The organism is Microcoleus sp. B3-D7 (assembly GCF_036705305.1).
Classification (GTDB): Bacteria; Cyanobacteriota; Cyanobacteriia; order Cyanobacteriales; family Microcoleaceae; genus Microcoleus.
Window position 1 is genome coordinate 41,472 of sequence record NZ_JAUBUE010000001.1, and the last position, 25,915, is coordinate 67,386.

Below are 25,915 nucleotides of genomic sequence, written 5' to 3' on the forward strand. Positions count from 1 at the left end.
GAAGGAAGAGGGAAGAAGGAAAAGGGAAGAAGGAAAAGGGAAGAAGAAAGAAAAAGTGATGGTTAAACCAGATTTCGATCTCTCAACTAACCGCGAACTGCTAACTGCCAGCGACCTAAGAGATTAACTTCCCGCTGAGTTGGGAGTTGCTATTTCTATGAATCCCAAATCGAGCGCGGGGGGTTCTTTCTTCTCGTGGATGGTCGAATAAGTAGCAAACTGGGGCAAAATTTCATTGCTGAAAGCCTCTGCTGCTTTAGAACGGTAGCGGTTGGGGTTGTAAATCAGCGACAAAATGCGAGTTACCAAAACTTCGTCCATTTGAGATTTGTGCAAGACGCCCATGAGCAACTCTTTTTCGATCGCCGAAACCGAGACAAAAGCAGCTCCCAGGCCCGACTGAACGGCATTTTTAATTGCTTCGATCGAATTTAGTTCCATCTCTATTTTCAAGCGGCGCGTATCTATACCGCAGCGAGTCAGTACCTGATCGATTACTTTGCGGATCGTAGACTGCGAATCGAGGGATATAAACTGCAATTTGTAAAGGTCTTCTTTTTGGATACTTTCTTGTTGTACCATCGGGTGGGACGGAGGAAGAATCAGAGCCAGTTCGTCCTCAGCGTAAGGAACAATTTCTAAAGCTTCTACAAGTTCGGTAGGAATTTCTCCGCCAACAATTGCCAAATCGATTTGCCCGTTTGCCACACTCCACGCCGTGCGGCGGGTAGAGTGAACGTGAAGCTGTACTGCTACATCCGGGTACTTTTGACGAAACATCCCGATCATCCGGGGCAGCAAATAGGTTCCCGTTGTTTGAGATGCGCCGACGATCAAAGTACCGCCTTGGAGGTTTTGCAAGTCTTCCAGAGCTCGACAAGTTTCCTGGCAAAGCGATAAAATTTTCTCGCCGTAACTCAGCAGCAGGTGTCCGGCTTCGGTCAGTTGCGCCCGCCGCCCCCCCCGGTCAAACAGCGGCACGTCCAATTGTCTCTCTAAGTTTTGCACTTGCAAGCTAACTGCTGGCTGGGATACATAGAGGCTGTCCGCGGCGCGTTTGAAGCTTCCTTCAGAGGCGATCGCCTTGAGAATGCGTAACTGGTCTAAAGTGAAAGGAAGGTCAGACATATATCTAAATTGTCAGTTGTCAGTTGTCAGTTGTCAGTTGTCAGTTGACGGTTGACGGTTGACTGTAGGCAGCGAACAGCAAACAGCGAACAGTCAACAGCGAACAGTCAACAGCGAACAGCGAACAGTCAACAGTCAACAGCGAACAGTGAACAGTTAACTGACTGATAACCGCTGAATGCTCCCATAGATACTTTGTGACACAAATTGGCCGAGAATCAATAACTTTTCTTAATATTTGCAATGACGATCGACTTGGCGCTCGACTCCCACTTTGTTATTCTGGGTCTATTACTGGTTTTTGCGATCGCCCACAGCGGTTTAGCAGCCCTCCGGCCCAAAGGTGAAAAGCTGATCGGGCCGAGACTTTACCGCGTTTTGTTTGCCCTTGTCAGTTTGCCGCTAGCCGTCATTCTGATTGTCTACTTTTTCAACCACCGCTACGACGGCGTGCAGCTTTGGCAAGTACAGGGATTACCCGGAGTTAAACCTGCAGTTTGGATACTTTCGGCAATTTCCTTTCTGTTTCTGTACCCAGCAACTTTCAACCTCCTAGAAATTGCCGCCGTCCAAAAGCCCCAAGTGCACCTCTACGAAACTGGCATCATTCGCATCACCCGTCACCCGCAAATGGTGGGACAGGTGATTTGGTGCGTGGCCCACACCCTGTGGATTGGCACTAGCTTTACCCTCGTCACTTCCATCGGTTTGGTACTTCACCACCTCTTCGGAGTGTGGCACGGCGACAGGCGACTTCAGGCTCGTTTTGGAGAATCCTTTGAAACCATCAAATCTCGAACCTCAATCATGCCTTTTTTGGCAATCCTACAAAAGCGTCAAACCCTTGATTTGCTTGAGTTTCTCCGCCCTTCCTACGTAGGTGTAGTCATTTTTACTGGTTTGCTGTGGGAAATTCATCCTTTTTTGATGCGTGTCACTAGGAACATATACTGGTAGCATGATCCCTAGGATAGAAAAAAAATTATTAAATTTTGAGGGCTCATGGTGTTGTCGGTTAGCGAACGCACTTTTGCACAAGAGGTGTTTCAAGCCTCTACCCCCGTTTTAGTTCACTTTTCGGCTCCTTGGTGCGGTTTGTGCCGCGCGATCGACCCCACGCTTAAGACTTTTGAGGCAGAGTGGGCAGAAAAAATCAAGCTGGTTGGGGTGAATGCCGATCAATGTTTCAAGTTGGCCCACACTTATCGGCTGACAAGTCTGCCCACGCTGATTTTGTTTGAGGGCGATAAAGTTCGATTTAGATTTGAAGACTACCAAGGACGCGAGGAACTGCGGCGAACTCTGGATTCCTGGATGCTCGCAGCTCACGTAGCTTCCCCATCTCAACGGCTGCAACTTCAGGAAGTAGCCAACAGGTAACATTTTTAAGTCCCATAGCTGTTAGACCCCCGACTTCTTAAAAAATTCGGGGATATAACACCTATTGTGCCGGTAAGTACAAGATTTAACGAATTTAACACGTGTTAATATCACCATGTCTAATTTAGTTAATGTTGACTTGCTCCCTGCCTCGGAAGCGGGAAATCTCACAACATTAGCACTGTCTAATACAGAAATTGACGAAAAGCTGCGCTCGGTGCCGGTGTTTGTGATTACAGATGCTCAGGGTGCTCCCCTCATCTCTACTGTTCCCAAACAAGGTCAGGGTCAAACCGGCAATGATTCAGTGGCACGAATTTTTATCAGCCAGCAGGATGCTCAAGCTTTTATCGATCAACTGAAAACTACAAACCCTCAGTTGGCGGCCTCCGTGCGCGTGACGCCGGTGTCGCTAGGGGAAATTTACCAGCTTTCTCAAGCAAATAAAGGCAAGCCGGAGGAGATCCAATTTTCTTACGTTCCGGCTCCGCAGCAGGTGCAGTTGGCTAAAACTGTACTTCAGCAGACTGGTCAACAGGTTAACGAGTTCAACGGTGTACCTCTGTTTTTGGCCAGAGGTGGCCGGGAAAATGGTTATTTGACGATTCAGCGCAACCAGCAAGAGGTGATTCCCTTGTTTTTTAACAAGGAAGAACTGCAGGAACTGGTGGAGCGCTTCCAGCAGCAGCAGCCGAATCTCACTGCCACAATTAAGATTGAGGTGGTGAACTTGGAGAGCGTTTTGGAAGCTTTGCGTACTGAGGACGACGCGTTCTTCAACCAATTGATTTTGATTCCCTCGCAGGAGTCGCGGGAATTTGTGCGCCAGCTTCCTGGAAGTATCACAGACTTTGAGCAGTTGAGCGTTTTTAATAAGTTATTGACTGCATCCGCTAGCGGAGGTTTTTTTGACTTAACTCTGGGCAATGATTTATTTCAAATACCTCCAAACAGTGCGACTCAATTTCCTGGCGGCGTGCGAGCCTTAGACGGTAACGATACCGTGAGTGGTTCATCAGATGATGATGTAATTAATGGGAATGCTGAAAATGATCTGCTGCGCGGCGGCGCTGGTAGCGACTTGCTGCGGGGTGGCAAAGGCAGCGATTTAATTTTCGGAGATGATGGTAGCGATCTGCTCACCGGCGGTCAAGATAATGATAGTCTAGACGGCGGAAGTGGCAGTGATTTTTTGCGGGGAGGGAGAGAAAATGATACTCTCAGCGGCGGCGAAGGTAATGATTTTTTATTAGGCGATGCAGGTTTTGACATTCTTACGGGCGGCGGCGAAATAGATAATTTTATTATCAAAATAGATGTTGATGCAGGGGTGCGGGATGCAAATTTTGCCGATCGAATTACAGATTTAAATCAAGGGGATAGAATTGCGATCGCGGGCAGTATCACTCTTAATGACCTCAATTTCACTGCCGAGGGTGCAAACACGCTAATCTTGTTAGCTAATGGCGACATTTTAGCGAATGTTTTAAATGCAACACCGGCAACTGTTCGCAGTTCCACATTCATCGCATCCACTACAGATTCGATTCTAAACTTGGGGTAATCGCGATCGACCTCCGCAATATCAGTTTCACGGGCATTCATTCATCCCGACTCTGTTCGGGGTGAGATTTATGGCACATTAACTCCTAACAACCTAAATCCATAAGGCCGCCAACTCAGCATACTTCAAAAAATATCAAGCATTTATGCCCAGTCGTCCAAGCCTGTGTCACAATTGTTTACAGTTTTGTCAATCTAGTAGAAACTTTAAACTACCTATCAGTCATGGAACTGCTTTATCAATACGCTTGGCTGATTCCAGTCCTGCCGCTGGCAGGCGCAATGCTAGTAGGTCTAGGCTTAATCACCTTTAACCAGGCAACCAACAAACTCCGACAAGCGAATGCGATATTAATCGTCTCCGCACTCGGAGGGTCAATGGTACTTTCTTTCGCATTGCTGTGGAGTCAACTACAGGGCCACGCACCCTACACCCGCAGTATTCAGTGGGCTTCTGCAGGCGACTTCTCGCTGAATATGGGCTATATCATCGACCCCCTGACGGCGGTAATGCTGGCGATCGTCACTACGGTCGCCTTTTTGGTGATGATTTACACCGACGGCTACATGGCTCACGATGACGGGTACGTGCGTTTTTACGCCTACCTGAGCATCTTCAGCGCGTCGATGTTGGGTCTAGTAATCAGCCCGAACATCGTTCAGATTTACATTTTTTGGGAACTGGTAGGTATGTGTTCGTACCTGCTAGTCGGATTTTGGTACGATCGCAAACCCGCTGCTGACGCTTGCCAAAAAGCTTTTGTCACCAACCGCGTCGGCGACTTCGGCCTGCTGCTGGGCATCCTCGGCATTTACTGGGCCACCGGCAGCTTTGAATTTAGCGTCATGGGCGAACGCCTGCACTCCTTAGTCGAATCCGGTGCTCTTTCGGCGACTCTGGCGACAATCTTCGGCGTCCTGATATTTTTGGGCCCAGCAGCCAAATCCGCTCAATTCCCCCTCCACGTCTGGCTGCCAGACGCAATGGAAGGCCCGACACCGATTTCTGCTCTGATCCACGCCGCGACAATGGTAGCCGCTGGCGTATTCCTGATCGCTCGGATGTACCCGGTGTTTGAAGGGTTGCCGGCAGTCATGAATTTGATCGCCTGTACAGGCTGTTTTACGGCATTTATGGGCGCTTCGATCGCGATTACCCAAAATGACATCAAAAAAGGCCTCGCCTACTCCACCATCTCCCAACTCGGCTACATGGTGATGGCAATGGGAATCGGCGCTTACAGTGCCGGACTTTTCCACTTGATGACTCACGCTTACTTCAAAGCAATGCTGTTCCTGTGTTCAGGTTCAGTGATTCACGGTATGGAAGCAGTTGTAGGCCACAACCCCGCACTCGCTCAAGATATGCGAGTCATGGGCGGCTTGCGGAAATATATGCCGATTACCTCTGCTTGCTTTTTGATCGGAAATTTGGCAATCTGCGGAATTCCGCCGTTTGCTGGTTTTTGGTCAAAAGACGAAATTCTCGCCAGCGCCTTCGCAGCAAATCCGGCTCTGTGGGCTGTTAGCTGGTTGACGGCCGGGATGACCGCGTTTTATATGTTCCGAATGTATTTCAGCACTTTTGAGGGCGAATTCCGGGGCAATGACAGCGCTATCAAGCGGCAACTCTTGCAACCCGGTGTTGTTTTTGGTCCGGGAGCGATGAACGTTAAGGAATTGGCATCAACTGGCGACAGTCACGATGAGCACGACCATTTGCCTCACGAATCTCCTCTGACAATGGCTCTGCCGTTAGTGTTGCTGGCAGTACCTTCTGTGTTTATCGGTTTTCTCGGTACGCCGTTTGCCAATTATTTCGAGCAGTTTGTTCGCGCGCCAGGGGAATCTCTCGAAGAAGTTTTGGAACACGCTGCTGAGTTCAATTTGACGGAATTTTTGATTATGGGCGGAAGCTCTGTAGGTATTGCTTTGCTGGGCATTACTTTGGCTTCTCTGATGTATTTGAGCCGTAAAATTGACGCAAGTGCGATCGCCCAAAAAATCAAACCGCTTTACGAGTTCTCCCTCAACAAGTGGTATCTCGACGATATCAACGATTTTCTTTTTGTCAAAGGCAGCCGCCGTTTAGCGCGGCAAGTCATGGAAGTGGATTTGCGAGTCGTCGATGGTGTCGTCAACTTAACCGGGCTTATCACCCTGGTTAGCGGCGAAGGTTTGAAATACTTTGAGAGCGGTCGCGCTCAATTTTATGCCCTGATTGTGTTTGTCGCAGTTCTGGGTTTTGCGATCGTTTCTGGAGTCGGTTAAATCTGTAGGGACACGGCCTTGTCCAAATGGTGTCAACAACCATGTCAAACCTAGTACGGGTCTGCTCTCTGACGATTAGGGTTCTATTCCCCCTAGCCCCCCTTCTTAAGGGGGGGACAGGAATCTTCTCAAATTCCCCCTTCTTAAGGGGGATTTAGGAGGATCTAGACTCAGGTAAAAGCAATATTTATCAAGGATTTTAGGCTTAACTTAACACGCTTTGGGCATGACCGTATCCCCACTAGGAGATATTTTAAAAAATGGTATTAGGTTAATAAATCACAATTGACAATTAGCAAATATAGCAATCCTTGCAGGAGTCATAAATTTTTTACCCCACCCCAACCCTCCCCTTGGCAAGGGGAGGGAGTAAGAAATTTCACAAATGATGCGAGGATTGCTATAGAAATAAATCTTTCATTAAACTTAACTGTTGCGATCGCATAAATTGTCCAAATAATAGCAAAAAAAAATGTTCCGTCTAAAGAAAGTATAAAATTTAGGCCAAAATTGCCAAAATGTGTTTAAACCTAATAACTGATGGATCATTTTAAAACGCAATGGATACAGCTAACTTTCCCTGGTTAACAACAACAATTCTGTTTCCCATTGCTGCGTCCTTGCTGATTCCTTTAATTCCCGATAAGGATGGCAAGACGGTGCGGTGGTATGCCCTAATTGTGGGTTTAATCGATTTTGCCCTACTTGTTTACGCTTTTTACACTCAGTACGACTTCAGCAATCCAGATTTGCAACTGGTAGAAAGCTATACTTGGGTGCAGCAACTCGATTTGAATTGGTCGGTGGGTGCTGACGGTTTATCAATGCCGCTGATTCTGCTGACTGGTTTTATTACTACGCTGGCTACTTTAGCTGCTTGGCCTGTCACATTTAAACCGAAGCTTTTTTACTTTTTGATGCTGACAATGTACGGCGGCCAAATCGCAGTTTTTGCCGTGCAGGATATGTTGCTGTTTTTCCTGGTTTGGGAACTGGAATTAGTCCCGATTTACCTGATTTTGTCCATCTGGGGCGGCAAAAAGCGCCTCTACGCAGCAACTAAGTTTATCCTGTACACCGCAGGCGGTTCGCTGTTTATTTTGCTTGGCGGGCTGACGATGGCGTTTTACGGCGATACGGTGACTTTCGATATGCGGGCGATCGCAGCTAAAGATTATGCCCCCAATGTAGAATTGATCCTGTATACAGGTTTTTTAATAGCTTACGGCGTCAAACTGCCAATTTTTCCGCTGCACACTTGGCTTCCTGACGCTCACGGGGAAGCAACCGCACCCGCCCATATGTTGCTAGCAGGAATTCTGCTAAAAATGGGCGGTTACGCTTTACTGCGGATGAATGCGGGAATGCTCCCGGATGCTCACGCTACCTTCGCACCGATTTTAGTAATTTTGGGTGTGGTAAATATTGTTTACGCCGCCTTAACTTCTTTTGCTCAGCGAAATTTGAAGCGGAAAATTGCTTATTCTTCGATTTCGCACATGGGGTTTGTGCTGATTGGGATAGCTTCGTTTACCGATTTGGGAATTAGCGGTGCAATGCTGCAAATGGTTTCCCACGGTTTAATTGGGGCGAGTTTGTTCTTTATGGTAGGATGCACTTACGATCGTACTCACACCCTCATGCTCGATGAAATGGGCGGTGTGGGGCAGAAAATGCGTAAGGTTTTCGCGATGTGGACTGCTTGTTCTATGGCTTCTTTGGCTTTGCCGGGAATGAGCGGTTTTGTAGCAGAATTGATGGTGTTTGTAGGTTTTGCAACCAGCGATGCTTACAATCCTGTGTTTAAAGTTTGTGTGGTATTTCTAGCTGCTGTCGGGGTAATTTTGACTCCGATTTACCTGCTGTCGATGCTGCGTGAAATCTTCTACGGCCCTGAAAATAAGGAATTGTCGGAACACGAAGAGTTGGTGGATGCGGAACCGCGAGAAGTGTTTATTATTGCGGCTCTGTTAGTGCCGATTATTGGCATTGGTTTGTATCCGAAGATGCTGACTCAGGTTTACGATGCGACTACTGTAAAGTTGACTGCAAGATTGCGCGATTCTGTACCGTCGCTTGTGGCTAAGGCTGCTGCGGATAAAACTGTGTCTCTGCGTGCTCCGGCGATCGAGCCGAGCAAGTTGTGATTTGAATTGGATTTAGGAAGAAAACCCCCAAACTAATGTAAAAATAGCGGGCGTTGCTGATTCACGGTATGAATCACCTTTTCCCTTGAAGTTACAAAACTCACCCTCAAGCGGGCTTATAGCAATTGGGAAATCTTGAATTCATACCTCTATTCAGCAACGCCAGCTTTCTGAGTTAACAGGAGTTCATGTGGGAATGCAAATTGAACCCTACGACCCTCGCCACCTTGATGCTGTTATTCGTCTTTCGCTTCGGGCATGGACCCCAGTCTTTGATTCGATTCAGAAGGCGATGAACGCTGATGTTTACCAAGCATTCTATCCCAATCATTGGCGTGTTAGCCAGCAAAAAGCTGTGGAAGATGTCTGTGCTGCGGAAGACACGAATGTATGGGTTGCGATCGATGCCGGTTCTACTGTGGGCTTTGTAGCCGTGAAACTACACTCAGAGGACAGCATGGGTGAAATCTACATGGTTGCTGTCGATCCAGACTTTCAAGGTCAAGGGATTGGCACCGCTTTGATAGAATTCGCTCTGGGTTGGATGAAAGATGCTGGGATGTCTATTGCTATGGTTGAGACTGGGGGCGATCCTGGTCATGAAAGAGCCCGTCACACCTATGAAAAGGTTGGCTTCGAGCTATTTCCAGTCGCCAGATACTTCAAGAAGCTCTAACTGCAGATGTTAAGTCTCAAGGTTTACTTTGTTCTATAGCTAGTTAATCGCGATCGCTCAATCGAGTCATGTTTGGTTTCACGTTACCCTGATTCACAAGTAAGGACGTGACAAGCTTAATCCAACCTACAGCGAGGGGCGATCGTACTCGTTCCTACTCCGCCCGGGCATACTCCGCGAAGGCAGAGCCTCCACTAAGCGCTCAAGGCACATCAGAGCGGTAGGTTAGGACATTAGGTTAATGCTGGATAAGATCGATATAGGGCCTGGTATCCAGCAAAGGTGACGGATAGCACCCAAGAACCCAGACTTAACCTGCAAGGTTTCTGCTTAATCCCTTAAAATTGAGATGTTATCCAGCAGATCTAACGGATTATTTTGGAAATCTTGGGTGTTATGCAGCATCTCTAACGTTGAATACATAGTTAGGCTTCACTCTTCTGTAGGGCTGTTCTTGCCACCCGTTCTTACTAACCTTTTCTTGGGAGTATCTAATTCCCTTTTGATTAAGGTATAAGTTGTCTAGTAGTTAATGGTTGTGACGGTAATTAAGCTAAAGTTTATTAGAACTGAAAGCATCCGCCAATCTGTTGTTTTTGCAAGAATATATGTAAGTTCTGTAAGTGTCCGCTAATTTGTTAATTAGGCCTTATGAATGAGTCAGTAGATATTGAAGCAATTAGAGCTGAAGCATTAAGAAAACTGGGGAGAAACATAGTTAATTTTTCAAAAATCGAAGCAGCATTCAAATACTTGCTTTCAGTGAGGCAATTAGAGGGGACTGGAAAAACAAATTCAGCTCAGTTACGTAGGAATGAAACTAGACTCCGAAAACAAACATTAGGTAAGTTAGTTCAGGAATTTAATAAAAATATTTTGGAATATGCTAGTGAACCTGAGCCTACACCAGACTTTTCTGATGCAGGGATTTCTCTATCATTTAAGGTTACTTATGACAATCCAGATTTCTTAAAAGTAGAAAAACGCAAACTTGCCAGCATGGTAGCTGAGCGAAACAAATTAATTCATCAAAACCTAGCGTTTCTTGATACCAGTTCTGTAGAAGATTACCACAATTTAATTACCCTTTTAGATGAACAAAATCCCCGACTATTAGCTCAACTTGAAGAACTGAGGTGGATAATAGTGTTCCTAAGAGAGAGTGTGGAAGCCTTTAAGGATTTGTCTAAATCACCAGATTTTCTTCAAAGTATACAATCTAACCAATCTAACGCCTAAGCGTAACACTGCATGGCAGTGGACGGTCTAAAGCCCCTAGTCTTTAGTTCGAGATTATCTGCCGCCGCTGCATTTTGCCGTTAGACCGCTAAGTATGCGATATAAGCTACAGGTTGTAATCAAAAAAAGGCTAATCATAGGAGGTTCTAATTGGAACTTCTACAGATTGTAGGTACGGCCAATGCTTGGAGAGTGAAGTGTGACTGCTAGATTCAGAGTTTGAAATCTAATTTGGCGATCGCATTCTATACCTCCAACTTAGTCCTGTAGAAAGACGAATGGAAATACCAATAACAACTACTCATCAGGTTTGGCTTTGCAAAGCCAATTTTTGATACTCCTGTTTAATAGGAATCTGAATAATGAACTCTGCTCCCTGGCCGGGATGAGAAACACACTTCAACTGTCCGCGATGTTTTTCTACCACAATCTGGTAGCTGATTGACAGCCCCAGACCGGTGCCCTTCCCTACAGGTTTCGTCGTGAAGAACGGGTCGAACAGCCGCCGGTTCACTTCCTCTGTCATACCGGGGCCATTGTCGCAAATGCGAATCACAACAAATTGGGGAGCTTTGCGGGTCGCGCCGAGCTTGGAGGAATCCACCTCAGCCGAAGAAGATGTAGAGCTTTTCGCAAGGGGGGGATTGGAAATCGGGGATTTTTCTTCTTCCCCATACCCCACTGAGGTGCGAATTGCGATCGTGCGCGCCCCCCTTTGGTCATGAAGAGTGTCAATCGCATTCGCCAGTAAATTTACAAACACCTGGTTCAGTTGGCCCGCATAGCACTCCACCAGCGGCAGCGGGCCGTACTCTTTAATTATTTGAATAGCAGGCTGGTCTAATTTGGCTTGCAGTCGGTGCTGCAAAATCAGTAGGGTGTTATCGAGGCCCTCATGGATATCCACCTCTTTCATTTCCGCTTCATCCAGTCGCGAGAAGTTTCGCAGGGAGAGGACTATTTCGCGAATTCGGTCTGCCCCCACCTTCATCGAATCCAGCACTTTGGGTAAGTCTTCCATCAAGAAATCTAATTCGATTGCCTCAATATCCTCAACAATCGCTGCTGTGGGATGGGGGTATTGTTCTTGATAGAGTTTCACCAGTCCTAGTATGTCTTCACAGTAAGTCCTGACGTGAGTTAGGTTGCCATATATGAAGTTAATCGGGTTATTGATTTCGTGGGCCACCCCGGCAACCATCTGTCCCAGCGAGGACATTTTCTCAGTCTGAATTAGCTGGGTCTGGGTGCGCTTGAGTTCTTGGAAAGAAAGCTCTAGTTGTTCGGCTTGTTTTTTTAATTGCGCTTCTGATATTCGCAGAGCTTGCTCTATCTGCACGCGATCGCGAATTTCCTGGCTCAGGAGCAGATTTTTTTCCTTTAATTCCTGCGTCCTCTTTTCCACTTTATGTTCTAAAGTCCGGCTGTAATCTTCTAATTGCTCGTTGGCTTGTTTCAGGTTGTCAGTCGCCTCAGACAAATTGGCATAGAGTCGGGCATTTTCCAGGGAAATCGCCGCTTGAGAACAGATCGCGGTTAAAACTTCTAGGCGATCGGGAGTAAACGCACTCCTTGTCAGATTATTTTCCAAGTAAAGCAGACCAATGAGCTTTCCTTTATGGACGATCGGCATACATAAAACTGACTTTGGTTGGGCGTTAACTATATAGCTATCCCTGGTAAAAATTCCCTCCTGACTCGCATCATTTAAAACCACATTATTCTGAGTTCTAGCCACATAATTGAGGAGAGAAAAGGGCAATTTATGACTCGTTTCTATTGGTGTGGATTGCAGCACCACTACCTCATTATTACCTATGCTGGCCGTCCCTTCTACCACCAGTTGACCATCTTTTTCTAAAATTAAGTAGCTTTTTTCAGCCCCAGCATTCTCAATCGCAATTTTCAATAACTTAGAAAGGAGACTTTCCAGAACAATTTCGCCAGAAATAGCTTGAGAAGATTTCATCACAGAGGCGAAATCCAGTGCTGCAAAACTCCCCGTAGTCGTCGAACACGTCGTCCGTGATACGTCGAAGCTGGGGGTTTCTTTAGTCAGTATTCGCGAGAAGAATTCAGGATATTCTTCTGATAAATCCTGCACTTTTGCTTTTGCTCCCCAGCGAATATAGCCATAGTAAGCATCCGTCAAATAAATCTCCGCTATCTTCTCCCGACCGCGAGAGAAATAAAACTCGGCAGCCCGTTCATTAGCTAGGGCTTCTTCCTGAATGTATCCCTGTTCTCTGGCTCCTTGAATGCTAGCGTCATAATACTCCATCGCTTTGCCAATTTTACCCAATACCCGCGCTTTCTCCGCCTCCACTAATTCGTACTTATGCTGGAAGTTAGACGGGGCATGAAATGCCCATTTCTGCATTTTTTCTTGATTAGCTTCAACTAAGCTGATGTATTGCTGTTGTTCGGCGTGTGAAGCTTGAGGATAAACAGCGAGTAGAGCGAGGGAATAATAGAAGTTGTGAGGAGCAGAAACTACCATTCCAATCACGCTGACTGCGTGTTCGGCGGCTAAACTGGCATTGGCAACGGCATTCTTTGGTTCTTTAAATAGATATAATAGAATTGTCTTGGCTAGATAAGTAATAAACAGCAAAATTCTATTGTTAGTTTCAATAAAAACAGGCAACATTTGTGTTTCATTAAAACTTTTGCCTGCCAACAGACAGTGGGTCTCAGATTCATTTTGAAGATTTAGCGTCAATTGGTGAAATATCTGGATGTAATAGATAGAATAATCTTGTTTTAGTTTGAGCGCTAAATCAAGATATTGCTCTTGTTCCTCTTCTACAATGTCTAATCGTTCGCCCGTTAAAAATATGCTCGCACAATAGACAGTAACACAATAACCGGCATATTCTATATCTCCAGTTTCCACTCCACTTTGAAACGCTGACCGTAAGGGGACTAAAGCTTTTTGAGCTGGCTCTTTCCAGTGTATAACCAAGCCATAAAATAATTGATTAACTTTACATTTAAGCGAGTTAGCATTAAATTTATTCAACAACGTTAATCCCAAGTTACCCGACTGATATGCGGCATCTATATCCCCTATTACCGAACACAGTATTACACTATAAAAAGCATACGCAAAAGCAGCAAAAGGCGAATGACCATACTCCATGCAGATTTTAACCAAAGTCACTGCAAGTGGGGTCAAAATTGCGGGATTAGCAGTAACAACAGGAGAAATAAGAGAAGTCAGTATACTTAAAGCCGCTATTTTGTAAGGGTCTGTCATCTCTGGGATATTGTCTAAGTCGGCGATATCTGGCAACTCAACCAGAAAATCCCCGTTACCCTCGTCATTTGACAAGGAAACACCCAGCATATCCAGCACTTGCAGCCCAGTATCAATGGCTTTTAACATCTGATTTTGGGCCATATAATACTGGATTTGTAGCTCGTATACTTTCACTTTTTCGAGCAGAGTGCTAGCTTGTTGCAGAACAACTTCAGCAAGAATTGCTGACTTTTCGTAATTGGTATTAATATATTCTGCTTCCACCGCTTCTACATAGAGTGCTAGTGTCAGATCGTAGTTACTCTGCCAACTGTTTTCTGCCAAGAGTTCTAACCCTACTCTTAGTTGCGTGACAGCAGCTTCATAAGCTGACGCTGCTTTGGCTTTTCGACCAGCTATTAAATTTAATCGGGCTAGACGATCTTTTTTGGGCTGATCGGTGATGAAGTCAGCCCCAACATTTAACTGATTGACAATCTCAAAAATATTTTCTTCAATCTCGTCTGCTGGAGTATGCTCAAGTAGCAGTTCACCAATTTTTAAATGGGTCTGTTGTTTCTGAAATTCCGGAATAAGAGAATACGCCGCTTGCTGCACCCGATCATGGAGAAATTTGTAAGCGATAGGCGCGTGATAGCTGTAAGGCAAAGGGGCAGGTGAGGATGATAGCAGAGGAGAATCTGGAGCTATTCTCTCATTTACTTCCATGCTCATTTCATCGGAGGTAAAAACGAGAGGGATTTTGTAGGCTTCGCTCAGGGGCAAAACCAAGCCAGCCTGAAGTGCTTGCCACAAATCAGCCGCCGTTTCCGATTGAGATTTTTCATTGACAATAGCCAGAACGTCTAAATTAAATTTGTCTCCAATACAGGCTGCTAACTTTAAGACATCCTGGGTCTCTTCCGGGAGTTTTTGAATATTTCTGGAAATCAGTTCGACGACATTATAATCTGTGATGCCTACCGCTTGAATTTGGTTCAATGACCAATGCCAGCACCCAGCACTGAAATCAAAGGTCAATAGCTTTTCTTGATGCATAGTAGCGAACATCTGAGCCAAGAAGAAAGGATTTCCCTGGGTTTTATTGAAAAGTAGCTCGGACAATTCAGAAACCCGGTTTCTCAGAGCGGAAGACTCATTCAGGGTATCTGCTACCAGCAAGCTGACGTTGCCAATATCCAAAGGACGGAGGGTGATATTATTTACAACCGCCCCATTCTTTTGAATCTCATCCAACGTCAGCATCAACGGATGCGTCGGACTGACTTCGTTATCTCGATAGGCTCCCATCAGCAGTAAATATTGGCTGTCCGGGTCACAAATAAGCAGATGAATCAACTTGAGCGATGCCGAATCTGCCCACTGTAAGTCATCCAAAAAGACGACGAGCGGGTGTGAGGGTTTAGTAAATACATGAATGAATTCTTTAAACACGCGATTAAAGCGATTCTCGGATTCAGATAATCCCAATTGGGGAACCGCTCCTTGAGGCCCGACAATCAGTTCGACTTCGGGAATGACATCTACTATGACTTGGCCATTGGAGCCTAAGGCTTCTAAAAGTTGCTGTTTCCAAATCGCTAGTTTTTCCGAACTTTCTGTTAACAGATGCCGCATCAAGCCGGCGAAAGCTTGAATCAAAGAAGCATAAGGAATATTTCGCTTTAATTGGTCAAATTTACCGGAGATAAAATACCCGCGCTGCCTGACAATCGGTTTTTGAACTTCATTCACTAAGGAAGATTTGCCAATTCCTGAGTAACCGCTCACTAGCATCAGTTCGCTGTTTCCGCCGGAGACTCGCTCAAAGGCTTCCATCAAAGTGGTTACTTCTTGCTCGCGGCCATAGAGTTTTTGCGGGATAAGAAATTGTCCAAATTTATCCCTCTTACCGATGGGAAAGTTGCCAATTTTTCCATGCGTTTGCAGTTGATGACGGCACATTTCTAGGTCAGCTTTTAGGCCCAGGGCGCTTTGGTATCTGTCTTCAGCGGTTTTGGCTAATAATTTCATTACGATGTCAGAAATCGCTTCGGGAATCTCACCGATTTGCTCATGGGGTGGCACTGGTCTTTTAGCGATATGGCAGTGAATTAATTCCAGGAGGTCGGTGGCTTGATGCGGCAGCTTTCCCGTCAGAATTTCATAAAAGGTGACACCTAATGAGTAAAAGTCGGTGCGGTAGTCTATTGAGCGATTCATCCGCCCGGTTTGCTCTGGAGACATATAGGCGGGGGTGCCTTCTAGCAAGTTGGGATTGCTGAGGCTCTGATTTTCTCGCTCTAGGTACGTGGAAATGCTAAAATCTATGATTTTAATTTTATCTGTTTTGGAATTGATAATGATATTCTGCGGTTTAATATCTTTATGGATAATGTTATTTTCATGCAGTTGAGCTAGGATCTCTGCCAAATGAATTGCCAGACTTAGAAATTCGCTTATTTCAAGGTGTTTAGCTGCGATTAGGTTTTTCAGAGATTTTCCCCCAAAATCTTCTAATATCAGCGCCAGACCGTTATTATGCTTTTGTAAAGAGTGAGCTTTGACAATCCCTGTCATGTCCAGAGTTTTGAGGATTTTATATTCATGTCTCAACCGCGCGATTTCTTCTATTGTGGGATACTCGGCTTTGAGGGTTTTTACTATAACCTGAGTTGGCTCCGACTCCCGAACCCCCCGATAAATAACTGTATTGACACCTTCATGAAGCGGCAACGATAATAGTTTGTAACCGGGCAGCGTGGTTTTCATATTAGTTTTTTCCATGAGTACGATTATTCTGGCCTGGAATTGATAGAGGGAAATCGGAGACGGCGATGTTCGATCGCCTGTTGGGAAAAATTAAACGAGCAGGGAATCAGCTTATTAGCAAGTGGCAATATTTTATCCGCTCATTCAATGCTAAAGTGCATCAGGGTCGGATATTTATCTATAATACTTCTGCTGGAGTTGGACAACTAAGAAGGCGCATTCACATAAATTATCCGATCGCACTACCTCAATCATCTGTTTAAACGTCTCTCGCTGTACTTCGCACAGATGATTAAAGTTTTCCGAACTCAGGTTTTTTACATCCCAGTAGCTTACCTGTTTCAGCATGAATTATTCAAACTTACTATTATACATCCTACTACCACATATTTGCAGCACTGCGACCGAGCGCTAGTGTTCGCGTCGTGCGAAACATTTGTATGAGAGCAGCATACCCCCAAAAATTGAGTTAGAAGATAATATTGGCAAGATGGTCATCCTTGATATAGAAACAGGCGACTCTAAACTTGATGAAAATGGTTTACACGCTGCTGATTACCTGAGTGCGAAACATCCAAATGCTAGACTTTTGGGTATCCCTATTGGATATAAACTTGCTGCATCTGTAGGTAGTGTCATTGAGCGTCTCTCTAAGTAATTTCACGTATGGTAGGTGATAGATAGGCTAAACTTAATTTTATTGGATTTTGCTTGAAAGTCAAGCTGTTAGAGTTGGAATTCATAAGAACGTTCACTGGGGTGGTTCCGAAAGACTCTGACCCTGATTTATATGTACTCTATGTTTCCGGTTTCTAAGAGAGCGCATTCTCAAGGAGAAACTTTAGACGACATACAAGCGAACTTACGTGAAACGAGTAAAATGTGGTTGGAAGATGAGAATCGAGCATTAAATCGACCTTCTATTCACTACGAGGTTCACTTAAGTATGATCGCTCTTTTAGTCTTTACCCTTAATTATCCTAGTTTCTCTAGTTGGGAGGATAGCAGCGAATGCTAACCGGACTGCAACTCATGCTAAAAACCATCGAAGGTATTTGCATCACTTGCCAAACAATCCTATAATGGGTCATCATAATCTTGATGATTGTTTCGTTTCATTTTTATAACTAAGCTAATATGCGATCGCTTGTCTTGACTCTAGCTCTCATATGTTTAGCCACCCCCGCTGTTGCCACAACCTGCGAGGAAAGCTTTCAAAAAAAGGGGGACTTTTTGAATGGTGCCGCCTTTTCTGCACGTGTTCAGGTTGAGGGGTTATCGATAGAGAGAGCATTTTCCCAATTACGACCCATTTTGGCCCGCGAAGGCATCAAGACTCTCAGCACGGATCTGAACTTAGGTGTAATGAAAGCAGAAAATCCCGCCACAGCATTTCAGCGTGCTTTGCCAATTGATGTATTTGCCTCAATGGACGGCAATCTATTAAATGTTGAGATGATATTTACCCTTCCCAGTGGGGTGGGTGCAAGTAAAGACACCGTAAAGGGATACTTGTGTGGTGCACTAAATCAATTGTTGCCCCAAACTACACAGTAATATCTAATCATTCATTTGATGAATTGTATTTTCCCACACTCGATCGCAATACCCCATACTTCAAAATTATCAGTAGAGAGATAGCTCTTCAATTAAGTGCGTTAGCGAAGCCCTCGAAGAGGATCGCTCTTGGGGTTTCTAGCGTTAAGTTTATTGGTGGATGTTCTGCATCAAGTGGGATGGAGAGCTTTTTACACTTGGCAAATGGTGTTTTGTCGCGGAAAGCTGTGCAACCATTTCTGCACGAGACGAAACCTCAAGCTTACGGAACATTCGCTTCAAAGCTTGCTTCACTGAATTCTCAGTAATCCAAAGTTCCCTCCCGATTTCTGCGTTGGTTCGCCCCAAAGCAACCAATTCGGCAATTTGCAATTCACGAGGCGTTAGGCGTGAGCTCTTGAAAGGTTGGTGTTGCGATTCCCTACGGAATAGCTTCGCTTCCCGCACTGTTGCAGTCCAAACAGACAAATGCAAACAGATCGCACTCAAATCCGCTAGATTTTCTGTATCGAAAGCGGGCATTGACTGTTCGCGGGTGCAACCCACTACACCCATTAATTGACCGCGACTGACAATCGGTCCCGCCATCACGTGCCAATGATCGGGTCGGGGACAAATTATTGTCCAAACCTTGGGAGATGCCACCAATGCTTCATGGACAGGAGCGTGGCGCTCCGCTAAATAACGCACAACAGGATTGTGTTCGATCGATAGCCCAACTTTCAGTATTTTCTGAAGATTACTATCTACCAAGGGCAGTTGATCGAAGAAAAAGATTCCCGATCGTTTAGCTGCAAAATACTCACCAATTTTGGGCAGGACTTGCGATCGCAAATCTTGTTCGTCCTTTACCTGGTCGAGCGCTTCAAATAAAAGCTGCAAGGGACTGTTCATGGTCATGGTGTCAAAAAGAGTACCCGATCGAGGTCTAGAAGCATTGCAATACTCGAATTATATTATCCTTGTAAACTCCAAAGCAACTTGACATGACAACCAGTTCGGAAATCGAGCCTGATCGCACTCCCACACGTGTGATACTCATCAGCTTTTATGTGACTTCAATCATCTTTAATGTCTGCTTGATTGCTCAGTTATTAACGGTTGGAGTTGCCTACTTCAATAATCCTGCATGGTGGAATATTCATGTTTGGTTCGTGCGAGGGTACAGTGGGCTGTCATTAGTATTACTGGGATGGTCGTTAATCGCGCCCTTCTCACGCAGAATACGAAATCTCGCCGCAAGTTTGCCCGTGCTGCTTGGGCTACAATTTTCCAGCATTCATCTCAAAAGTCCTCTTCACCTGGAAATACTCCATCCTCTAATTGGATTTACATTACTCTATGTTTCTTCAAGCCTTGTACATTCCCTAGGGCGCACTTTCTCGCCCACCAACAATCATAATCATCAAATTTGAGAGGTATAAATGACGCAAAATACAATTTTTAGTCCCTTCTTTGCAACAGTGTTTCTAACACTCTTAGTTTGGGTCTATATGTACATCCGCCGTATCAGTTTTATCACCAGTCTAAAGCTCGCTCCGAATGAACTTGCTGTACCGGGCGCACTGGCACAAATTTCGCCACAAAGCGTATCCAATCCATCGGATAACCTAAAAAACCTGTTCGAGATTCCGGTACTTTTCTATGCGCTTGTCCTATACCTGTTCTTCACAAAGCAGGTGGATACAGTGTATGTGAACGCCGCGTGGGTATTCGTTGTATTTCGTACATTGCATAGTGCTGTTCATTGCACATTCAATCTCATCATACTTCGGTTCTACCTCTACCTATTTGCCACACTCGCGGTGTGGTTCATCGCGATCCGCGCAGCACTTATCCACTTTGGCACAATCAATTAACCTCGTTCAAAGGAGGTAGAAGTTATCAACAGGCGCCGAACAATGAGGGTGCAGCGGAAACTCCACCCTGTTTCTGCGTGTGTGTTTGGGGTCTGGCGGGGCGGTCTGCCACTGAACCGAGTCGTTAGATCGTGATCGCAATACCCAATACTTTAAAATTACCAGTAGAGCGATCGCTCTTCAATTCTGTGCGAGTAGTATAATGGACGAGAGATTGAACTCCCGATTAAATTTCCATGTATAGACCAACTGCTTTTCAAGAAGACAATCTTGATAAACTGGTTGCTTTCATGAGAGCCAATAGTTTTGCAACATTGGTATCTAGCGTAGAGGCTGTACCTTGTGCTTCACATATTCCTCTCGTCATCGCAATGCAAGGGCAGGTCGTAAAATTGAGCGGTCATCTCTCGAAGCAAAATCCTCAATGGCAAGCCTTCGGATCTGCTGAGTCATTGGCTATCTTTACCGGGCCGCACGCTTACATCTCCCCTACACAGTATGAAAAACACGAGAGCGTACCAACATGGAACTATATTGCTGTTCATGCGTATGGTGTTCCCAAAATCATCATGCTCAATGACTCACCAAAAGCCATGAACAAGATGATAAATCAGATGATAGACGCCTACGAGGTTGACTACCAATCGCATTGGGACGGTTTATCAAATCAATTCCGTGAAGGGATGATGGATGGTATTGTAGGATTTGAGATGACTGTAACTCGACTGGAAGGAAAGTACAAGCTCAGTCAAAACCGCAGCCAAGTCGATCGAGAAACTGTGTCAAACACACTACTACAGAGTTTAGATCCGGCCGCTCGTGCGGTGGGTGTCGAGATGAAACAGAACCTGGAATCGAATTAGACTGTGGAGCGCACAATTGCTGCTGCTTAAATTTAGGATGAAGGGAAAATTAAACATTTAGCTTTGACTAATTTTAATGATGTTTTAGACCCACCTGCTGTGGGGCTCAATCCTTGGTCTTAGGCTGGAAGTATCCGAACATTAGGCAGATAATTCTAGAGTGTTTAATTTGATACTAAATACTACGGATGTCGCTCGGTTCGGCCCTATTGCTGAGAAATCTAGAGATTTGTATAAGTCGATTGGGGACTGCGACGAGGACTATCGGCGGTGAGAGGGTTGCGAAAATTAGTTGATCGGGATATGATTTTTTTTCTTCAAATCTATTTCTAATTTTTATAACTCCCTGAGGAGGCAGACCGACATAAAAGGTATATCATAACCTTAACCGGATCATTTCTTCCCAGATATGTTCTACTGTTCTAATCCCAGGTGTTCTCATCCTTTCAATCCCGACAACTCTAAATTTTGTCAAAGTTGCGGCCAGTCCGACCTCACGCCTCTCTTCAGAAACCGCTACCGCGTGATTCGACTGTTGGGCGAAGGGGGATTTGGGAGAACTTATGAAGCGGTAGATACGGATCGCATGGACGATCCCTGCGTAATTAAGCAGTTTGTACCCCAATTTCAAGGAACCTCAGCACTTGAAAAAGCCTCACAATTGTTTAAAGAAGAAGCGAAACGACTTTACGAACTCGGCGAACATCCCCAAATTCCTCGATTAATTGCTTATTTTGAACAAGACAAGCGACTTTATTTAGTACAAGAGTTGATTGAGGGGCAAACTTTACTAGCTGAATTAACTCAGCAGGGTGTTTTTAGCGAAGAAAAAATTTGGCAGTTGTTGGCAGATGTACTGCCGATTTTGAAATTTGTGCACGATCGCCATGTCATTCACCGAGACATCAAACTTGAGAATATCATGCGGCGCCGCACCTCTGTTAGCTCCTCCCTGCTAAAGGCGGGAAATTTTCGGAATTCAGCTTTCCGAAGGGGAGGGCGGGGAGAGTTAGTTTTGATAGATTTCGGCATTTCCAAACTAGTGACGGGCTCCCTAATGAGCAAAGTAGGCACGACGGTAGGAACGCCCGGATATTCCCCTGTAGAACAAATGCGCGGTCAAGTTTTCCCCGGCAGCGATTTGTACAGTTTGGGAATAACTTGCCTGAGACTGCTAACTCAATGTTTGCCAAAAGTTGACGGTTCCGATGACCTTTATGACCCGATAAACGGCGGCTGGATGTGGAGAGAACGGTTGCCAGCAGGCACAAAAGTCAGCAGCGAGTTGACAAAAATTTTAGATAAGTTAATTGAAGATTATCTCAAAAATAGATATCAATCTGCTGATGAAGTAATTAAAGCTTTAAATCTCTATTGTTTACCTCCCCAACCCCCTTTTGTGAAGGGAGGGCCACTTTCTTTAAATTCTTCTGTGATCAAGGGAGGCCCACTTGCTTTAAATTCTTCTGTGACCAAGGGAGGGCCCCTTGCTATCCATACTCCGCTCAATCAAAGCGGGCAAATCAATAGCAATATCTCTGTCAATAGCAGGGTAAAATCCCGCACCAATCCGCCTCCGAACCAGGCATCGCAGAGAATGCCCGCTGTCAAAAGCACTTTTAAATTTCAGGTGGTGACAGTAGACAAGCGCGGGAAGCAAACTAATGTTAACAGCGGGCAAGCGGGTTTTTTTGAAGAACATCTTGGTAGCAGTACACTGCTGGAAATGGTATCTGTTCCTGGCGGTACTTTCCTCATGGGTTCTCCAAAAAATCGGGGTGACAGCGACGAAAAACCGCAGCACCCAGTAACTTTAGGATCTTTCTATATTAGCAAATTTCCAGTCACTCAGGCCCAGTGGAAAGCAGTTGCGGCGCTGCCGGAAATTAAAATATTTCTCAATCCCGATGCTGCCCGTTTTAAAGGGGGAAATCGACCTGTAGAAAATGTATCTTGGTACGAGGCAGTGGAGTTTTGCGATCGACTTTCTCGCAAAACGGGTAAGAATTATCGCTTGCCTAGCGAAGCCCAATGGGAATATGCTTGCCGGGGGCAAACTACGGGGCCGTTTCACTTTGGGGAAACGATTACCAGCGACTTAGCCAATTACAACGGAAATTCTCATTACGCTGACGCGCCGAAGGGAGTTTATCGCTTTCAAACGACAGATGTGGGCAGTTTTAAACCTAATGCTTTCGGATTGTACGATTTCCACGGAAATGTTTGGGAATGGTGCGCGGATTCTTGGCACAATAATTATAACGGTGCGCCTGCGGATGGTAGCGTTTGGGAGTCTGACGGGGACTCTTCGCTGAGGTTGTTGCGGGGGGGTTCTTGGAACGATCATCCTCCGAATTGTCGCAGCGCGTGTCGCCTCAGATATCAGCCCGATTGCAAGGCTAGTATTGTTGGTTTTCGAGTGGTTGTTTCTGTTGTTTAAGAATGGCGATTCCCTTGGGATAGTTCCGCTTCACAAACTTTTTAACTTAACTAAAACTCAACCAGCTAAAAACTGTTTCAACAGTCAATTCTAACTCAATCCCATTAAGTATTGGCAAATCAGTTGCACCTTCATACAACTCCACTCTTTGGCCGGAAAATACCGCTAAAATACTTTCTTCTTCTGGAATCATTAACCACCCCAATTCAGTGCCTTGTTGCGAACAAGCAAGTAATTTAGCAAGCACTTTTGTTTGGCTTTGTTCGGGAGAAAGAATTTCAATCGCCCAGTCTGGATAAATTTCAAAGCGGTTAGCAATTCTACCCGATGGTAGAAAGGGAATTCTTTCCCACCGGAATACTGCTACATCTGGGACGAGTGATACACCGCCGAAAGTGCAACGCAACTCTGGAAAAGCATAAGCAATCTTTGGTGTTTCGACTATTTGGTTGATGACATTGCAAAGCTTACCTTGCAATCTGCTATGTTCACCTTGAGGCATGGGTTTTTGAATGATTTCTTTGTTGATATATTCGCAAGCTGGCTCCGTTTCTGGAAGTTTGAGGAACTCCTCTAAGTTGGGCGTTATTTTAATGACTGTAGTCATAGGTAAAGTAGATTTTAGATTTTAGATTTTAAATGGGATAGATATCAGAACCCCGACTTTTAAACAGTCGGGGTTCTGATATCTATTATGAAGGACAAATTCTTGCCTTAACTAGCCTTCTTTTGAGGAGCGACTATGCGTTCCACACTCATAGCAGCCACGCTCAACGTCACCACAGCCATGCCGAGAATTGCCACAGGCTGTAACTTCTCATTGATAATTAGAAAACCGAAGAGTGCGGTCATTGCCGGCCCCAAAGTGCCAATTACTGACGCTAAGGCTGCCCCCGCAAAGCGGATGGCAAAATTATTCAAAAGATAGCTAAACAGCGTCAGCACCCCTAAAACAACACCTCCCAAAATCAAACCCGGCCAAACATTTTGGTCGATTTTAGGAGCAAAATTGTCCGACAGCGGCACCCACAAACTAAGGGCGGAAAATACAAAAATCGCGGCGAAATTAACTAAACTAAAAGGAATTGGGTGCAACTTGCCCGCGGCCATTTGCGTCAGCAATACGTAACCTGCAAAGGTAATCCCAGAAGCTAGTGCAGCCGTGACTCCCACCCCGACATTGCCGCCGCCCGGAGCTGGGGCCGCAAAACTCGGCCACCCAGCTAAAATCAGACCTGCGGTAATCCCGACTATCGCCAAAAAGCCGACTGTGCTGGGGCGAGAACCAAACAATATCCAAGAACCTAGTACGGTGACGATCGGATAAATAAAGAAAATCGTAATCGCAATCCCCGCTGGAATATTGCCGATCGCCAAATAAATCAAAACCTGAGACAAAAACAGAAAAAATGCGCTTCCTAAAACTTTACTCCACAAAGCTCGATCGCCCGACTGGAACAACCGTCTAATATCTTTCCACACAGAAGGATACAGAAATGTCGCCAATATCGGCATCAAAGCCATCACCACGATCAGCCTCATCAACAAAATCAACAAAGAATTTCCAAAACCCGGAGTCACCACCCCCGGAAATTCAAACAAGCCAAAAACCACCCGAGGATTTTTGCCTTTAATCAGAATTCTCAAACAAACATTAAACAGTGACAATACCACCGCCGAAGACAAAGCCAGCACCAAACCTGTCTGCACTTGAGAAGCTACTTTAGCGGGTGCCGTCGGTGGCGCTGAAGAAGGCTGTGGAACGGGTTCTCGCGGCGTTTCCACAGGTGTTGGCGGCAGAAGTTGCGGGCGGACAGAATTAACAGAATTAACAGAATTAGTTGATTCCTCGACATAGGAATCTTGAGCATCGAAAGGATTCTCAAGATATTCTTCTTCTGATTCGAGTTCTTCCCTGATGCGGTTTACGAGATTTTGTAACAGCTCTTCCCCTTGCAGTTCCAGGGTTTTCATGTTATTGAGCCGCACGGAAAGCTCGCTTTCGTAACTCGTTAAATCTTGTTCCAGCATCTGGAAACTGCGATCGATCCTTTCATCCAGCGCCGCCAGCAACTGCGAGGCTCGTTCGTCGTAGTTGCTCGGCGGCAGGGGTATCGGGAACTCGCCGCTGGGAATCGGGCTGCTGAGAGAATTTCCCGAGTTAGCGCTGAGTTCGTTGAACCGCTGCACCAACAAATCCTGCAAATTGTGAGCCAAAACTTGAGCCAACTGCTTCAGCCACAATTGCTGCTGCTGAATGTATCGCCCCGACAGAGATTCCATTTGCTGAGACTGCAATTTGCGATATTGCTCCCGGAGGTCTTCAATATCTTCAATCAGGTGATTTTTTTCAGTTTGCAGCCGAGTAATGTCTTGATTTAACTGGCCTTTGACATTTTCATGCAAAGCGTCCAGTTCTTGCATTACTGAGTGGAGGACTTCTTCTGCTGATTGTGCATCCTCTGGCTCGCCCTTTGACGAGTATACGTTCCGCTGCGCCATTAGCCTATAACCTCTAATTTAAACTGCACGTTCAGTGTTCTTAAGTATTGTGACAAATCAGGTCGCAAGTTCTAGTGAGTGGCTCTAAAAGATTGCGGACACTGTTGAATCAATAGTAGTCGCTAAGCTACAAATGTGAGAAAATTGCGTGAAGCAAAGCTATCCGGCAGGGAATCGCCCCAAGAACACTTTGTGCAATTAGAAATCATACTACAGCTTGACCTCTCCACCGATTGCTCCCGGTAATTCTCGCATCTAACTCACCCGATTGCACCCG

At 45.4% G+C, this 25,915-nt stretch carries 19 protein-coding genes; 13 read left to right on the forward strand and 6 right to left on the reverse strand.

Translation table 11 applies throughout. The features are described from left to right. Positions 1-123 precede the first annotated feature (123 nt). Entirely contained in the window at positions 124-1,128 is a 1,005-nt protein-coding gene (locus tag QUB25_RS00145; protein WP_006635623.1) for a LysR family transcriptional regulator, read from the reverse strand. 243 nt (positions 1,129-1,371) lie between these two features. Between QUB25_RS00145 and QUB25_RS00150 the strand changes: the two genes are divergently transcribed. The 7 genes from QUB25_RS00150 (at position 1,372) to QUB25_RS00180 (ending at position 10,404) form a co-directional block, all read left to right on the forward strand. Next, positions 1,372-2,085 carry an NnrU family protein gene (locus QUB25_RS00150; protein ID WP_333181393.1) on the forward strand — a complete coding sequence of 238 codons (714 nt, stop codon included), beginning with the start codon at positions 1,372-1,374 and terminating at the stop codon, positions 2,083-2,085. Between the two features lie 45 nt (positions 2,086-2,130). Continuing rightward, positions 2,131-2,508 (forward strand): thioredoxin family protein, encoded by a 378-nt coding sequence (locus QUB25_RS00155; RefSeq protein WP_333181395.1) that lies wholly within the window; start codon positions 2,131-2,133, stop codon positions 2,506-2,508. A 115-nt stretch (positions 2,509-2,623) separates the two neighbouring features. Continuing rightward, positions 2,624-4,072 carry a Tic22 family protein gene (locus QUB25_RS00160; RefSeq protein WP_333181397.1) on the forward strand — a complete coding sequence of 483 codons (1,449 nt, stop codon included), beginning with the start codon at positions 2,624-2,626 and terminating at the stop codon, positions 4,070-4,072. Between the two features lie 224 nt (positions 4,073-4,296). Next, positions 4,297-6,342: an NAD(P)H-quinone oxidoreductase subunit 5 gene (locus QUB25_RS00165; RefSeq protein ID WP_333181398.1), complete on the forward strand. Its 2,046-nt coding sequence runs from the start codon at positions 4,297-4,299 to the stop codon at positions 6,340-6,342. A 560-nt stretch (positions 6,343-6,902) separates the two neighbouring features. Beyond that, positions 6,903-8,489, forward strand: a complete 1,587-nt coding sequence (gene ndhD1 / locus QUB25_RS00170) for a photosynthetic/respiratory NAD(P)H-quinone oxidoreductase subunit D1 (RefSeq protein WP_445251916.1) — start codon at positions 6,903-6,905, stop codon at positions 8,487-8,489. 196 nt (positions 8,490-8,685) lie between these two features. After that, positions 8,686-9,165 carry a GNAT family N-acetyltransferase gene (locus QUB25_RS00175; protein ID WP_333181400.1) on the forward strand — a complete coding sequence of 160 codons (480 nt, stop codon included), beginning with the start codon at positions 8,686-8,688 and terminating at the stop codon, positions 9,163-9,165. Positions 9,166-9,816: 651 nt separating this feature from the next. Further along, positions 9,817-10,404, forward strand: coding sequence for a hypothetical protein (locus tag QUB25_RS00180; RefSeq protein WP_333181402.1), 588 nt, complete (start codon positions 9,817-9,819; stop codon positions 10,402-10,404). Between the two features lie 304 nt (positions 10,405-10,708). Here the strand turns inward: QUB25_RS00180 and QUB25_RS00185 are convergent, their stop codons facing one another. Beyond that, entirely contained in the window at positions 10,709-16,417 is a 5,709-nt protein-coding gene (locus QUB25_RS00185; RefSeq protein ID WP_333181404.1) for an AAA family ATPase, read from the reverse strand. Positions 16,418-16,591: 174 nt separating this feature from the next. Further along, positions 16,592-16,765, reverse strand: coding sequence for a hypothetical protein (locus tag QUB25_RS00190; RefSeq protein WP_333181405.1), 174 nt, complete (start codon positions 16,763-16,765; stop codon positions 16,592-16,594). Between the two features lie 88 nt (positions 16,766-16,853). Here QUB25_RS00190 and QUB25_RS00195 point away from each other — a divergent pair, with 88 nt between their 5' ends. Next, positions 16,854-17,075, forward strand: a complete 222-nt coding sequence (locus tag QUB25_RS00195; RefSeq protein WP_333181407.1) for a hypothetical protein — start codon at positions 16,854-16,856, stop codon at positions 17,073-17,075. Between the two features lie 575 nt (positions 17,076-17,650). Further along, positions 17,651-17,974 carry a hypothetical protein gene (locus QUB25_RS00200; RefSeq protein WP_333181409.1) on the forward strand — a complete coding sequence of 108 codons (324 nt, stop codon included), beginning with the start codon at positions 17,651-17,653 and terminating at the stop codon, positions 17,972-17,974. 150 nt (positions 17,975-18,124) lie between these two features. On the opposite strand, the gene QUB25_RS00205 is transcribed toward QUB25_RS00200, so the two are convergent. Beyond that, positions 18,125-18,868: a LuxR C-terminal-related transcriptional regulator gene (locus tag QUB25_RS00205; protein ID WP_333181411.1), complete on the reverse strand. Its 744-nt coding sequence runs from the start codon at positions 18,866-18,868 to the stop codon at positions 18,125-18,127. Between the two features lie 92 nt (positions 18,869-18,960). Between QUB25_RS00205 and QUB25_RS00210 the strand changes: the two genes are divergently transcribed. The 4 genes from QUB25_RS00210 (at position 18,961) to QUB25_RS00225 (ending at position 23,136) form a co-directional block, all read left to right on the forward strand. After that, positions 18,961-19,389 (forward strand): DUF6220 domain-containing protein, encoded by a 429-nt coding sequence (locus QUB25_RS00210; RefSeq protein WP_333181413.1) that lies wholly within the window; start codon positions 18,961-18,963, stop codon positions 19,387-19,389. Positions 19,390-19,398: 9 nt separating this feature from the next. Continuing rightward, on the forward strand, positions 19,399-19,833 hold the full coding sequence (locus QUB25_RS00215; RefSeq protein WP_333181415.1) for an MAPEG family protein: 435 nt from the start codon (positions 19,399-19,401) through the stop codon (positions 19,831-19,833). Between the two features lie 236 nt (positions 19,834-20,069). Then, positions 20,070-20,696 (forward strand): FMN-binding negative transcriptional regulator, encoded by a 627-nt coding sequence (locus QUB25_RS00220; protein ID WP_333181417.1) that lies wholly within the window; start codon positions 20,070-20,072, stop codon positions 20,694-20,696. Positions 20,697-21,105: 409 nt separating this feature from the next. Next, on the forward strand, positions 21,106-23,136 hold the full coding sequence (locus QUB25_RS00225; protein ID WP_333181419.1) for a bifunctional serine/threonine-protein kinase/formylglycine-generating enzyme family protein: 2,031 nt from the start codon (positions 21,106-21,108) through the stop codon (positions 23,134-23,136). A 46-nt stretch (positions 23,137-23,182) separates the two neighbouring features. Here QUB25_RS00225 and QUB25_RS00230 read toward each other — a convergent pair whose 3' ends face one another. Further along, the gene (locus tag QUB25_RS00230) at positions 23,183-23,743 is read right to left on the reverse strand and encodes a Uma2 family endonuclease (RefSeq protein WP_333037147.1); all 561 of its coding nucleotides are present in this window, start codon (positions 23,741-23,743) and stop codon (positions 23,183-23,185) included. Between the two features lie 107 nt (positions 23,744-23,850). Continuing rightward, a complete protein-coding gene (locus tag QUB25_RS00235; RefSeq protein WP_333063528.1) occupies positions 23,851-25,638 on the reverse strand; it encodes an EamA family transporter in 1,788 nt (595 codons plus the stop codon). Positions 25,639-25,915: the final 277 nt, after the last annotated feature.